The organism is Streptomyces sp. NPDC005722 (assembly GCF_040630935.1).
Taxonomy (GTDB): Bacteria; Actinomycetota; Actinomycetes; order Streptomycetales; family Streptomycetaceae; genus Actinacidiphila.
This window is the reverse complement of sequence record NZ_JBEXYN010000011.1, coordinates 47,729-60,903: the sequence shown is the minus strand read 5'-3', so window position 1 is coordinate 60,903 and position 13,175 is coordinate 47,729. Positions and strand designations below refer to the sequence as shown.

Sequence of the window (13,175 nt, the reverse complement as noted above, 5' to 3'; positions counted from 1 at the left end):
AAATCCGCAATCCGCTCACACGGGCCGCCGCAGCCCTCAAAAGCCGCGTGAACCGATCGCCCTCCTTCCTTCGTTACAGAAGAGTCAGATCACTAGGTAAAGGCAGGTCGCACATGTCGGATGAGAATCGCGTCATGGAATTCCTCGAGCGGGTGGTCGCCGACAACGCGGCGGCGTTCGCCGGGCTGTCGACGTCGCTGGGTGTCCGCCTCGGCCTGTACCGGGCGATGTCGGGGGCAGGGGCCCTCACCTCGGGCGAAGTGGCCGAGAGGGCGGGACTGGTCGAGCGATACGTCCGGGAGTGGCTGGCCGCGCAGGTCGCCGGTGCCTACGTGCTGCACGACCCCGAGACGGACACCTATCTTCTGCCGGACGAGCATGCGGCCGTACTGGCCGATTCCTCTGTGCCGACCTACGTCGGCGGCGGATTCACCATGCTGAAAGCCCTCTACGGCGCTGAAGAGGCGATTGCGAGCGCTTACCGGAACGGTGGCGGTGTGGGTTGGCAGGATTACGGACCGGAACTCTCGGAGGGCGTCGCTGCTTTCTTCAAGCCCGGATACGAATCGGCTCTCGTCCAGGAGTGGCTCCCGGCCATGGACGGCGTCGAAACCAAGCTTCGGCGGGGCGCGTCGGTCGCCGATGTGGGGTGCGGCTTCGGCCACTCGACCGTACTCATGGCCAAGGCGTTCCCGCAGTCGCGCTTCCAGGGCTTCGACACCCATGCGCCCTCCATCGAAGCAGCCCGGGAGCTGGCCGAGGAGGCGGGCCTCGGCGATCGCGTGAGGTTCGACGTTGCCGCCGCGCACGACTTCCCCGGCGGCGACTACGACCTCGTCACGTTCTTCGACTGCCTCCACGACCTCGGCGATCCCGGTGCGGCACTCCGGCGCGCCGAGGCGGCCCTCGCCGACGACGGGAGCTGTCTCGTCGTCGAGCCGAACGTATCGGCCGAGCCCGGGGAGAACATCCACCCGATCGGCAGGTCCTTCGCCTCCACCTCCGCTGTTCTCTGTCTGCCGGCAGCCATGGCGCAGGGCGGCCCCCACGCGCTCGGCAATCACCCGGGCCAGGACGCCCTGAAGGACATCGCCGCCGAGGTGGGTCTCAGCAGTTGGGCACTCGCCGTCGAAACCCTCACCAACCGCGTCTACGACGTCAAGCGCTGACAGGACCCTCGGCGGACCCTCCCGCAGGGGCTCAACCGGTTCCGCGCCGGCATCTCCGTCTGAGATGCCGGCGCGGAGCTGCCGCCCGGCCGTACGGAGATCGCGAACGGTCACCGCACCTCGGGTCGGGCGACCGCGCGCAACTTGCGCAGGGCGTTGTGCTGGCGGCTCTTCACCGTGCCGGCCGGTACTCCGAGGATGCCCGCGGTCTCCTGGACGCTGCGGTCGTACAGGTACAGGTGCACCAGCACGGCTCGGTGCTCGGGAGACAGCCTGCGCAGCAGCGGCTTGGCCACCTGGGCGTCGTGGATCGCGTCGGTGTGGTCGGTGCCCGTCGCCGGGTCGCTGAAGGTGATCCCGACGGCCTCCCTGCGCGCGTGCGGCTTGCGTACCCAGTCGATGACCAGATGGCGGGTCACGGTGAAGAGCCAGCCCCGGACGGAGTCGTCCATGCCGCGCAGGCGGTCGATGTTCCGCCAGGCCCGCACGCTGGCCTCCTGGACGATGTCCTCGGCGAGTCCATGGTCACCCAGCATCTTCTCGGCGTACGAGACGAGGCCGTCCCGGTGCTCTCTCATGATCGCGCCGAGCAGATCGGTCCGGGACGTGGTCGTGAGGGGTGCTGCCATAGCGTTCTTGAACCATCTCTGTCGTACGGCGACCGGAGGCAGGGTGTCACCACCCCCACACGTGCGCTGCCGGCGAGGTGCATATGTGTGTCAGAGAGAGTGTTGCACACGTGTTGACAAGGGTGCTTTGCGGGTGTCTGGGTGACACATGTGAGCGCGGCGCCCTCCGGCCGCACCGCGCGCGCAACCGTCCCGCCCGGGGTCCTACGGCGCAGCGGCGGTCGTCAGTCCGCGTCCGGTGGGTGGAGGGCGTCGCGCAGGGCCGTCCGGGAGCCGATGCCCAGCTTCGGGTAGATCTGGTACAGGTGGGCGCCGACGGTCCGGTGCGAGATGAACAGCCGCTCGGCGATCTGCTTGTTCGTCAGCCCGCCGGCGGCCAGCTCCGCGATCTCCCGTTCCTGCGGGGTGAGGGCGGCCACGGCGCCGGTGCCGGGCTCGTCGACCACCTGTCCGGCGGCGCGAAGCTCCTTGCGGGCCCGCTCGGCCCAGGCCGCCGACTCCAGGCGCCGAAAGGTCTTCAGTGCGGCGGTCAGAGGGGCCTTGGACTCGGACAGGGCCCGGGACCTGCGCAGCCGTTCGCCCTGGGACAGCCGCACCCGGGCCACGGCGAACGGCCACCGGTCCCCGTCCGCGACGGCCAGCGCTTCGGAGAACAGCCGTGCCGCCTCGGCGTCGTCCTCCTCGACGAGGGCTTCGGCCGCGGCGGCGAGCAGGGCGAGCCGCGGTGAGAGCCCGGCGACGTTGGTCCGCCGCAAGGCGCGTACGTGTTCGAGCGCCTGCTCCCTCCGGTCGGTACGTACGGCCGCCTCCACCAGCTCGAAGAACACCCAGGCCGTGTGTGCCACGTAGGCAGGGAAGCTGCCGGCCGGGCTGATGGCGCTGATCCGGCCGAACGCGGCGTCGAAGTCGCCTTCGGCGATGTCCGCCAGGGCGTGCACGTGCTGGGCGCAGTGCACGGCCTCGCGGATGCCGCGCGGCGCCGCCCAGTTCGTCATCGCCTCGGCGAGGGCATGCGCGGTCCCCGCATCGCCCCGCGACGCCGCCACCAAGCCCTCGGTGTACTGGAAGAACCACGTGCAGACCGAATACCCGGACCTCCGGCACAGCGCCAGCCCCTCCCGGGACAGGTCCACCACCTCGGCCCACGTGCCGCGGTGGTAGCCGTCCAGGCACAGGTGCAGCAGCGCGCCGATGTGCCGGCGCACCGGGCCCCCGTCCCGCCCCTGCCGCACCAGCCGCCACGCCGCCTCGCGCATCTCGGCCAGCCGGTCCGGGTACAACGCCGCCGTTCCCACCCGCACGATCCGGGCGGGATCCGTCTCCTTCGTCGTGCTCGCGATGATCTCGTCCAGCTCCCGCAGCGTCGCCGGATCGGTGTGGGCCGGGTCGCCCCAGGTCTTGGCGGCGACCAGCAGCAGCCTCGGCGGCGCGGGCCGCAGCCGCGCGACCGCCGCGTAGTACGGCGTCCACAGCTCCTCGCGGGCCCCGTAGTTGCACAGCAGCAGCAGGAAATGCAGGGCATCGATGAGCGCCGGGTCCTCGGCGTCGTAGCCGTGACCACCCTCCTCGATGGCACCGACCAGCAGGCGGTGCGCCGTCGTGAGGTCTCCGTCGCCGTTCAGTACGAGCTGTACGGCGGCGGTCGCCGAACGGAGCGACGCGGCGTGCGCGGGATCGGCACGCGACGCGTCCTCCAGCAGTTCCGACGCGCTGCGCAGCGCGCCGATCGCCTCGGCGCCCACGTAGGCGGCTTCCGACAGCCGGCGCGCACGGTCGGTGTCCAGCGGGCTGAGGTCCGCGGCCCGGGTGAGCGCGGCGATCGCGGCGACGGCGTCGCCGCGGTCCAGGATGCGCCGCGCGGTGCGCTCCAGCAGGAGGGCGACCTCCTCGTCGGGCTGGAGGGTGGCCTCCCCCAGGTGCCAGGCCCGTCGTTCCGGCTTGCCGGCCAGTACCTCCGCCAGCGCCCGGTGTGCCGCGCGCCGCGCGCTGCTGGTGGCGGCCTCGACCACGGCCGACATGACCAGCGGGTGCCGGAACACCAGACGGCGCGGTGACTCCGCCACCCGCACCAGCCCGTCCAGCTCGGCGGGGTCCAGGTCGCGCAGGTCCGCGTCTCCGTCGGTGACCTGCGCGGCAGCGGACAGCACTCCGAGGTCGCCGGTGCCGTCCAGGGTGGCGAGCAGCAGGAGGGTGAGGGTCGCGGCGGGCAGGCAGCGGACCCGGGAGGCGAACACGGACTGCAGGCGCTCGCCCAGCGGCAGCACGGCCGGCAGCGCCTCCCGGGCCCGGCGCTGGCCCGCACGCAACGCGTCCGGGAGCTCGAGCAGGGCCAGCGGGTTGCCTTGCGCGGTGTCCAGCACCCGCCGGCGCACCGGGTGCGCCAGGTCGGGGAAGCGCAGGTCGACCAGGCGGGCGGCGGCGTCCGGGTCCAGGGCCAGCAGTTGGTGGGCGGGAAGCCCGCTGCCGTCGAAGAAGCTGTTCACGCCGGTACGGGAGGCCGCGAGGAAGCCGATGCCCGTGCCGGGAAGCCGCCGGGCGAGGAAGCCGAAGACGGCGGCACTGGCGCGGTCCACCCAGGGCAGGTCGTCCACGACGAGCAGCACGGGAGCGTCCTCCGCCGCCGAGCGCAGGAGGGCCAGCGCGGCGTTGCAGACCACCAGGCGCTCGGGGACCGGGCCGGCGCCGAATCCCAGGGCGATCTCGATGGCGTTCCGGCCGGGTGCGGGAAGCCGGTCCAGGACGCCGTGCAGCGGCAGGAGGACCTGGTTCAACGCCGAGTAGGCGACGTCGGCCTCGAACTCGACGCCGGCCGCGCGCAGGACGCGGCTCCCCCTCCCGGTGGCCGCCTCGGCCACGGCATCCAGCAGCGCCGACTTGCCGACGCCGGGCTCCCCGGACAGCAGCAGGACACCGTCCGCGTGCTCCGCGAACATCCCGAGGACGCGGCCGAGGTCACGCTCGCGCCCGACGAGGAGGTCGCCGGAGGCGAGCTGCCGCGCGTCACCGGAGGCCACCGGCCACCGCCTCTCGCCGGTCCCGCCCCGAGCGTTCCGGCACCCCGGCGTTCTCGCGCACCGCACCCGGCGACGGGCGCCCGCACGGCGACCGCGCGGGCTCGCGGCGTGACAGGTGTGCCGTCCGCGTGTGTGCGAACCGTGCCATGCGCCTTCCTCCTACGGTGCCCCGCCATTGTATGAGGCAGGCGATCACCTGCCTCCTCGGTCGGACCGCAGGTCACCGGGCGGCCGCGTACGGTCACCGCCTCAAGGCACCGGCGCGGGCCTGGCAGCGCGCATGTGTCCCGCCTGACACGACACCCCGGCAACCCCGCAGGGGGCCGCACACGATACGGTGACAAACTTACCGGGCGGTATCTTCACGGGGGACCTCCGCACACCCGGCACGTCGGCGCCTATCGTGATGAGTGTCGACACGTTTCCGCGGGTGACCCCCGGCGTGGGTACCATGCGCAACATCATCCATATCGAGGAGTGAACGGTTATGACGAGCCAGTCAGCCGCCACGCTCCGGTCGCGGTACGTGGAACAGGCCGCATCGGATCTGGAGGAGAACCGACGACGGCAGCGGGAGCTGTCGGACAGGATCGCGGTGCTGAAGCAGGAGGAGTCACTCCTGCTGGACATCCTGAGTCTCGCCGAGCGCTACGAGGGCTTCGCGGACGCATCGCGTCTGCCCGAGCAGCTGCAGGACGAGCCGGCCGTCGCGAAGAGGAAGCGGGGCTCGGCCAAGGGCGGTTCCAGGCGGTCTGCGTCGGTCGGCGCCGCTCCCGCAGGCACGGCGGCCGAGACCGGCGCCGAGGGGACGTCGCACCGGCCACTGCTCGGGGACCTGCTGGCGGACCTGCTCGGCGGCCACGACGAACCGCGCCCGGCGAAGGAACTGCGCGACGAGCTGATGACGAAGCACCCGGACCGCAGCCCCACCCCCCAGGTGGTGCGGAACACCCTGGAGTCGTTGGTCGCCAAGGGACGTGTCCAGCGCCACAAGCAGGAGCGTTCCGTCATGTACACCTTGCCGAGGGCCGCCGGGGCGAAGTAGTCCGGCCACCGCGGAAGAAGCCCCGACGGGCCGTCACGGCAGCTGGAACCCCAGGGCCGCCGCGGCCGTGGCGGCGGTGGGCTGCGACCAGCGCTCCGCCACCGCCTCGTTGGTGGACAGCGACCGCGGCTCGGCCACGTCCAGGTAGAGCGTGCCGTTCAGGTGGTCGGTCTCGTGCTGCACGATGCGCGCGGGCCAGCCGGTGAGCACCTCGTCGATCGTCCGGCCCTGCTCGTCCGACCCGCGCAGCCGCACCCGCGCGTGGCGAGCCGTCACCGCCTGGTAGCCCGGCACGCTCAGACAGCCCTCGAAGAACGCGGCCATGGTGTCGCCCTCCGCCTGGTAGGAGGGGTTGACCAGCACCCGGAAGGGCAGCGGGGTCCTCCCCCGGGCCTCGAGAGCCTCGTGCGGCCCGGAGGCCCGGTCCTCCACCACCGCGATGCGCAGCGGGACGCCGACCTGGGGCGCGGCCAGTCCCACACCCGGAGCGGCGAGCATCGTCTCGCGCAGCGCGGTGACGAACCGACCGAGCAGCGCGGTGTCGAACTGGCCCTCGTACGGCACGGCGGGGGTGCGCAGCACCGGGTCGCCGGCGGCCACGATCGGCAGCGGGCCGTCGACGCGCAGGAGTTGCTCGACCCGCTGGGTCAGGGATCCAGGAGTGGTCGGCTGAGAGGACACGGGCTCGGCCTTTCGACGGCAGCGGGGCAGGTGGCGGTCGCCTGCCCGTGGACGGGGGTGGGCGGGTCGGTGGGCAAGGTTCACCGGCGCGCCGGCGGGTTCGGCCCGGGGCCGATCCCCGAACACGGTAACCTCCCCGTCCCCCGGGTGCGGGAGTAACACATGTGTGGCGCGGTGCGGATGCGTTCACCCGATGACGTGCGGCAAGGAGGGACGCCCCCACGCCATCGGCGCGTGGAACGTCCTGTCACCGCCGGCAGCGTGGTGACGGGACGTTCGTGGCGCGGCGGTGTCAGGCGGGCAGGACGTTGTGGTTGAAGCGGAAGACGTTGGTCGGGTCGTACTGCTTCTTCACGGCGGCAAGTCGCTCGAACCGCTCCGGCCCGTACACCTCGCGTACGCCCTCGGTGTCGCCGGCCTCGTCCGGGGAGAGGAAGTTCACCATGTTGCGTCCCGCCGTCCATGGCGCGAGTCCGTCGACGACCTTCGCGAGGTCGGCCCGCAGCGCCTCCTCGTGGCCGGGAGCGCCCACCGCGAAGCCGAACACGACGTACGGGAGACCGCGGCTGGGCACCGAGTTGGGGTTCGCCGGTTCCCGGTCGAGAGCGCCGCCGAGGGCCCGTATCTCGACGTTCGCCAGGGTGCACCCCGACTCCGGTCCGGTGAGCTCGACGAGCGCCTTCGCCGTGCTCGCGGAGAACTCCTCCAGGCAGGCACTGCGGTCGAAGTACGGCATCGGGTCCACCGGATCCATGTGGATCTCCGCGATCGCGGTGAAGGACTTCTCCCCCACCAGGTCCATCAGCGCCGGGGCGGACTCACGGAGCGGCGCGATCAGTTCCGCGCCGTCGGCGGCCGAACCCAGGTAGCCGACGCGCAGGGCGACGACGAAGGCGCCGCGCAGCGGCTCGGGCAGCAACGGGATGTCGGGCAGCCGCTGGATGGCGACGGACGAGGTCATGTCCTCGCCGACCGTGGGGAGCCAGGTGCGCCAGGCCTCGAGTATCCGGGCCAGGTGCTCGCCGGGGAAGTAGACGCAGCCGCCGTAGAAGCGGGAGACCGGGAACACCTCGAACTCGATCGACGTCACCACGCCGAAGTTGCCCTTGCCGCCCAGCACCGCCCAGAACAGGTCGGGTTCGCTGTGCGGGGTCACTTCGCGCAGTTCGCCGTCGGCGGTGACCATGTCGAACCTGCGCACGTGGTCGGCCGCGTAGCCCAGGCTCCGCCCGAGCAGCGGGCTCTGGCCGCCTCCGAGGGTGTAGCCGACGACACCGACCTCCGGCGCCGAGCCCACGATCGGGGCCAGGCCGGACTCCGCGGTGTGCGGCAGCACGTCGCTCCACCTCACACCCGCCTCGACCCGCAGGACGTGCTCCCGGGGGTCGAGGGCGATGCGCTTCATCCGCCGCGTCGTGATCAGCAGACCGCCCTCCCCGGACGCGACCACCTGGTGGGCCGTGGACTTCACCGCGACGGGCATCCCGTGGCGGCCGGCGAAACGGACCGCCGCGCGCACGTCGGACGCGTCCGTCGCACCGACCACCACGGCCGGGCGGAGGGCACAGCTCAGGTTGTACGTGGCGCATTCGTCGGCGTATCCCTCCTCCCCGGCCTCCAGGACGGGACCCCGCACGGACCCCCGCAGCTCCGCCAGGTCCTCGGGCCGAAAGTTCACACTCGCCACGCAGATCACAACCTCACTACACACATGCGAAGCGCCCCCGTGGCATGTTCGTACCGGACATGCGGGACGCGCGGGACACACCCTGACACCAGGGGAACGAGCCGCACACCTTCCCGCGTTCACATGAACCTCGGCGTCGCACATGGTGCCAAGGTGTCGCCCGGCAGGATCCCCGTCACGTGGCGCATCTGCTGGAGTATCGAAGACGCCTCCTCGACGACGCGCACCACGGGCGGCACGGCGTCCGGGATCCCAGGCGTGCCCCGGCCCGGAGGAAGATCACGTCGGTCAGGACGGTCAAGTTACCTATGCGCGGCCGAGCCCCGATGACCAGAGTGAGGGGTGCCCACTCCGCCGGAGAGAGAGATCCATCGTCATGAGCGGCAACCAGCCGAGGATGCGGACCCCCCGAACCGCGTCGCGCACCTGCCCTGCGCTGTCCTTGGACATCGAGCGCGTACTGGGCGTCGCCGCCCGGCAGACGATCCGGGCCCGATTCCGGTTCGACCCGCAATCGCCGTGGATCGTGTCCGTGAGCTTCGGTGTCGAAGGCGGTCCCCAGGTCCTGTGGCGTATCGGACGGGACCTGCTCCAGCAGGGGCTGTACTCGATGAGCGGCCTCGGTGACGTCCGGATCCGGCCGTCGCATCCGGAGCAGCGGGACACCGCATGGCTCCAGCTGACCTCGGGGGACATGGCGGCCCTCTTCGAGCTGCCGGTGGCGCCGCTGGCGGCATGGCTGGAGCACACCTACGAGGTGGTTCCGGCAGGTCACGACCTGGCGGGTCTCGACTGGGTCCACGGCGCGGATCTGCTGCGCGGCGCCGAGGCGCACTCCGGCTGACACACGGTGTCCGGACCACCGGCGCACCGCGTGGCACCGGGTGCGCGAGCAGCCGCCCGTGTGTCCCCGGGCCCGCGGCGAGAGTGAACCTTTCCCGACCCGCCACACGTGTGAAGGATGTCGGCCGACGTGTCCACACACGGCCGCGTCCTCCAGTGGTATCCCGACCCGCCCTCACCGATCCAGATTGGCCGCCCGATGCATCTCGAACCTGTGGTCGCCAAGGCCGTCGACGCCTACCGGACCTGCGAGTTCGTCACCCTCGCCCGCGACGGCACGCCGATGGTGTGGCCGACGGTGGCCCACCGCCGCAACAACGGCACCTTTCTTGTCACCACGTCGCTCGCCTTCGCCCAGAAGGCGCTGAACGTTCGTCGTGACGGGCGGGTCGCCCTGCTCTTCTCCGATCCCACCGGCAGCGAGCAGGGCGTTCCGGACCAGATCTTCGTCTCCGGCACGGCGGCCTGTCCGGAGGAGGTCGTGACCTCCCCGGCGGGCGACGAGGCGTACTGGTCACTGCTCTTCGACCGCCAGCCCGACAGCCGGCGCTACGTGGACCCTCCCGCCCGCTGGCTCATGGACTGGTACTACCTGCGCCTGCTGATCACCATCATCCCGACCGAGGTGCGTACCCGCCCGCCCCTGGCCACGCGACTCGCCGTACCGCGGGACACTCCCCGCGGAACGTCGTCCCTCCCGGGTGCCGACGTCCTCGCTCGTTTCCCCACCGCCGTTCTCGGCGTCCGGGACGCCTCCGGTGCCCCCCTGCTCATGCGGACGCACACCGAAGCGGCACCGGAGGGGTTCCTGGTCGAGCCGGCCTCCGACTGCGAGGTCGTCCCCGGTCCGGCCGCGCTGCTCGTGCACCACCACGACGACCGCCTCGCCGCCCTCTACCAGGCGCTCGTGCGGGGGGAGCTGCAGCGGTGCGACGACGGGAGCTGGCTGCTGGTGCCGCGGCGGGTGATCCAGCCTAACGGCGAGGGAAACCCCCGGGACCAAATGCGCGTCCTGCGTACCGCCCGCCGGACGACGAAGGCCTACCTGAGCCGCCGTGGCCTTGCCCGGCCGCGCGTGGACTGGCCTGCCCTGAAGAACCTCGCCCGGGCATCCGCCGCACGGGAATCGCGAGAGGAATAGCGGCGCTGGGAGGAGCCGCCGCTGCGGGCCTGCGTCAGGGGGCCCGCCAGATGTTGTCGTAGGCATCCTGCTCGATCGTCAGCCGCTGCCGTACCGCCTCCAGTTCCTCCACGGCGGCGTTCACCTCGGCGAGTACGGTCGCCACCGTCTCGTCCGTGACCTCCGTGACGTCGGGCGCCTCGCTGCCGGGGTCCGCGGGAACCCTCGCGGCGGCGGCGAGTGCGACCAGGACGGGCTCCTTGGACGTCCACCGTTCGACGGCCTCCCGGCGAGCGGTGGAATCGACCAGCACCAGCTCTCCGGCCTCCAGTGGCCACCAGTGACGGCGCCTCATGACGGCGGCTCCGGAGGCCCGCAGGTCCTCCCGATAGGCGGCTGCCAGGTCCCGGCCCCGGCGCCACAGCCAGTCCTTGACCGACTCGTACGGTGCAGGTGCGACGGCTGTGGCGGCCTGGTCCAGGAGGCGGTCGCCCGTGGAGAAGCGGTCGCCGGGAACGACGAGGTCACCGTCCAGGGTGGCCGCTCCGTGGGCGAGCAGGTCGAGCAGTTCGGCCCCCGCGAGCGCGAGGGAAAGGTCGCCCTGCGGTACCGGGGGGCTCGGCGACACATGCATGACGACGATCAGCAGGTCCTGTGGTGTGGTCATGGCGGCTCTCCGTCGTAGAGGCCACCACAGTACGTCGCGGGCGACCCCGGTCCCGCCGCCGACACGGCAGGTCCGCCGCCGCCCGCCACTCCTCCGGAGCGGACGTCGCGGGTCGCGGGAGTGCGTTCCCGCGGCCCTGCTCACGGACGGGGCGTCAGCAACGGTAGGTGCCGGGAGACCTGGGCATACTCCCGGTCGTGACGACGTATGACCGCATCGGCGCGACGTACCATCACACGCGGCGACCCGACCGCCGGATCGATGCCGAGATCCACGGGGCGCTCGGCGATGCCGGCACCGTCATCAACGTCGGCGCCGGGACCGGCTCCTACGAACCACCGCGAACGGTGCTGGCGGTGGAACCCAGTGCGGTGATGATCGCCCAGCGCCCGGCGGGATCCGCGCGGGTCCTGCGGGCACGCGCGGAGTCACTCCCCATCGCCGACGATGCGGCCGACGCGGCGATGGCCCTGCTGACCGTGCACCACTGGACGAACCTGGAGGCAGGCGTCAGGGAGCTCCTTCGGGTCGCGCGGCGGCGCGTCGTCGTCCTCACCTGGGACCAGGCCGTCTTCCGCAGGTTCTGGCTGCTGGAGGAGTACCTGCCGGCGGCGGCCGCGTTCGACGACACGCGGGCGGTCCCGATCGACCGGCTGGTCGCGCTGCTGGGGGGCGCGCGTGTCGAGAAGCTCCCGATCCCGCACGACTGCACCGACGGATTCGGTGCCGCGTTCTGGCGCCGGCCCGGGGCGTACCTCGATCCGGAAGTGCGGGCGGGCATCTCGATGCTCGCCCAGACCGGCGAGGAAGCCCTCCGCCCGGGCCTGGCCCGGCTGTCCGACGACCTGACGTCCGGACGGTGGCACGAACGGCATGCCGACCTGCTGGAACGCGATGTCCTGGACGTCGGCTACCGGCTTCTCGTGGCGGAGCTTCAGTAGCGGACGGACAAGCCCCGCCGAACGCACGTGGCGTAGGCGGGCGGGCGTCACCACATCCCTCCGGACACCGCGTCGTGGACGGTCTCCCAGATTCCGTCCCCGTCCGCGTACGGAAGCGGGTCGACCCGCGACAGCGCTTCCCTGATGTCCTCCGCGACGGCGATCAGGTCGTCGATCTCCGGAAACTCGTCCGGGGGGTCGTAGTCGGGCCGGCGGCGCTCCAGGAGGTACATGCCGTAGGCCATCCCGGAGACGTCGGTGTGGACCTCCTCGATCCGGCGGGTGTCGGGGTTGATCGCGCGGACGGACCCCGTCCTCCCGTCGAGCACCACGTCGCTCGAGAACGCCCGGCCCAGATGCAGCCAGTGGTGCGCGTCTGAGGTGAAGCCTTCGAAGGCCACCAGGCGGCCGACGTCCCGGTGCGCGGACAACCGGGTCAGTCCGTCCGCCAGGTCCTCCCGGAGTTCGAAGAGCACGCCGTCGGCCCGGGGCAGGCCCACTTCGGCCAGGAAGCGGGCCGTGTCCTCGTGGACGAGCAGGTCCCCCTGCACGTCGAGGGGGACGCGCACGATGCGCCCCGGAGCGAAAACCTCGGCGAGGAGGGCGGGGGTCACGGAGGCGATCATGGTGCTTCCCGTTCGACGGATCCATCTGAAACGGACTCAGGCTACGTCTCCCCTCCGTGATGCTCGCCGCCGGTCGGAGCGGTGCCGCGGCGCTCGAGGCCACTGCCGGGCGGTCTCTCCCGGGTCGCTCTCCCGCCGTCCGGCGACAGCCGATCCGGGGAAGTGGTCGCAGTGAGGGGCCTCGTTCACCCGGGCGATGCGGCGGGTGCACTGCGATCGCCCTGCCACCGCAAGATCATCCCTGTGCTCACTGGAAGTAACTCCACGTTTGCCTACCATCGCTACATTCCGCGGAAGTAAAGCTCGGTAAAGCACAAGTAATTTGCGCGAATATCAGAAAGCACCGGAAATGACGAACCCGTTCGAGGACCAGGACGCCACTTACCTGGTGCTGGTCAACGCAGAAGAGCAGCACTCGCTGTGGCCGACCTTCGTCGACGTCCCCGAGGGCTGGGAGATCGCATTCGGCGAGGCTTCACGACAGGACTGCCTGGACTACATTGAGCGTACATGGACCGACATGCGGCCCAAGAGCCTGGTCGACGCCATGGGTGGCAACTGAACGCACCGGCACCTGCGGTCCGTTGGATCCCGGCGGACCGCACTCGGGGCCGGGCGACCGGGCAGGGACCGTCGCACGTACCTTGCGGCCCCGCCGCTCCCCGAGCTCCGGAGCGGCTCCCCCGCCCGCCGCCCGGAACCGGAACGCGGACCACGGGTGACCCGACGGGCGCCGGACCGTCCGCCCGGGCC

At 71.7% G+C, this 13,175-nt stretch carries 12 protein-coding genes; 6 read left to right on the top strand and 6 right to left on the bottom strand.

Annotation, left to right across the window (positions count from 1 at the left end; genetic code table 11):
- Positions 1–134: 134 nt before the first annotated feature.
- On the top strand, positions 135–1,169 hold the full coding sequence (locus ABZ479_RS15410) for a class I SAM-dependent methyltransferase (protein ID WP_500462054.1): 1,035 nt from the start codon (positions 135–137) through the stop codon (positions 1,167–1,169).
- A gap of 110 nt (positions 1,170–1,279) precedes the next feature.
- On the opposite strand, the gene ABZ479_RS15405 is transcribed toward ABZ479_RS15410, so the two are convergent.
- Both ABZ479_RS15405 and ABZ479_RS15400 read right to left on the bottom strand, forming a co-directional pair.
- Complete coding sequence (locus ABZ479_RS15405; RefSeq protein WP_500462053.1) at positions 1,280–1,798, bottom strand: sigma-70 family RNA polymerase sigma factor; 519 nt, start codon at positions 1,796–1,798, stop codon at positions 1,280–1,282.
- Positions 1,799–2,022: 224 nt separating this feature from the next.
- Complete coding sequence (locus ABZ479_RS15400) at positions 2,023–4,812, bottom strand: AAA family ATPase (protein ID WP_500462052.1); 2,790 nt, start codon at positions 4,810–4,812, stop codon at positions 2,023–2,025.
- Positions 4,813–5,299: 487 nt separating this feature from the next.
- Here ABZ479_RS15400 and ABZ479_RS15395 point away from each other — a divergent pair, with 487 nt between their 5' ends.
- Positions 5,300–5,857 carry a hypothetical protein gene (locus tag ABZ479_RS15395; RefSeq protein ID WP_500462051.1) on the top strand — a complete coding sequence of 186 codons (558 nt, stop codon included), beginning with the start codon at positions 5,300–5,302 and terminating at the stop codon, positions 5,855–5,857.
- A 33-nt stretch (positions 5,858–5,890) separates the two neighbouring features.
- Here the strand turns inward: ABZ479_RS15395 and ABZ479_RS15390 are convergent, their stop codons facing one another.
- Together ABZ479_RS15390 and ABZ479_RS15385 are read right to left on the bottom strand one after the other, a co-directional pair.
- Entirely contained in the window at positions 5,891–6,538 is a 648-nt protein-coding gene (locus ABZ479_RS15390; RefSeq protein ID WP_500462050.1) for a peptide deformylase, read from the bottom strand.
- Between the two features lie 292 nt (positions 6,539–6,830).
- Positions 6,831–8,225, bottom strand: coding sequence for an FAD-binding protein (locus tag ABZ479_RS15385; protein WP_500462049.1), 1,395 nt, complete (start codon positions 8,223–8,225; stop codon positions 6,831–6,833).
- A 397-nt stretch (positions 8,226–8,622) separates the two neighbouring features.
- Here ABZ479_RS15385 and ABZ479_RS15380 point away from each other — a divergent pair, with 397 nt between their 5' ends.
- On the top strand, positions 8,623–9,069 hold the full coding sequence (locus ABZ479_RS15380; RefSeq protein ID WP_500462048.1) for an SsgA family sporulation/cell division regulator: 447 nt from the start codon (positions 8,623–8,625) through the stop codon (positions 9,067–9,069).
- 198 nt (positions 9,070–9,267) lie between these two features.
- A complete protein-coding gene (locus ABZ479_RS15375; protein ID WP_500462047.1) occupies positions 9,268–10,209 on the top strand; it encodes a pyridoxamine 5'-phosphate oxidase family protein in 942 nt (313 codons plus the stop codon).
- A 34-nt stretch (positions 10,210–10,243) separates the two neighbouring features.
- On the opposite strand, the gene ABZ479_RS15370 is transcribed toward ABZ479_RS15375, so the two are convergent.
- Positions 10,244–10,855, bottom strand: a complete 612-nt coding sequence (locus ABZ479_RS15370; RefSeq protein ID WP_500462046.1) for a GPP34 family phosphoprotein — start codon at positions 10,853–10,855, stop codon at positions 10,244–10,246.
- Positions 10,856–11,052: 197 nt separating this feature from the next.
- Here ABZ479_RS15370 and ABZ479_RS15365 point away from each other — a divergent pair, with 197 nt between their 5' ends.
- The gene (locus ABZ479_RS15365; RefSeq protein WP_500462045.1) at positions 11,053–11,796 is read left to right on the top strand and encodes a methyltransferase domain-containing protein; all 744 of its coding nucleotides are present in this window, start codon (positions 11,053–11,055) and stop codon (positions 11,794–11,796) included.
- 47 nt (positions 11,797–11,843) lie between these two features.
- Here ABZ479_RS15365 and ABZ479_RS15360 read toward each other — a convergent pair whose 3' ends face one another.
- Positions 11,844–12,422 carry an SUKH-4 family immunity protein gene (locus ABZ479_RS15360; protein WP_500462044.1) on the bottom strand — a complete coding sequence of 193 codons (579 nt, stop codon included), beginning with the start codon at positions 12,420–12,422 and terminating at the stop codon, positions 11,844–11,846.
- A 349-nt stretch (positions 12,423–12,771) separates the two neighbouring features.
- Here ABZ479_RS15360 and ABZ479_RS15355 point away from each other — a divergent pair, with 349 nt between their 5' ends.
- The gene (locus ABZ479_RS15355; protein WP_499601280.1) at positions 12,772–12,984 is read left to right on the top strand and encodes an MbtH family protein; all 213 of its coding nucleotides are present in this window, start codon (positions 12,772–12,774) and stop codon (positions 12,982–12,984) included.
- Positions 12,985–13,175: the final 191 nt, after the last annotated feature.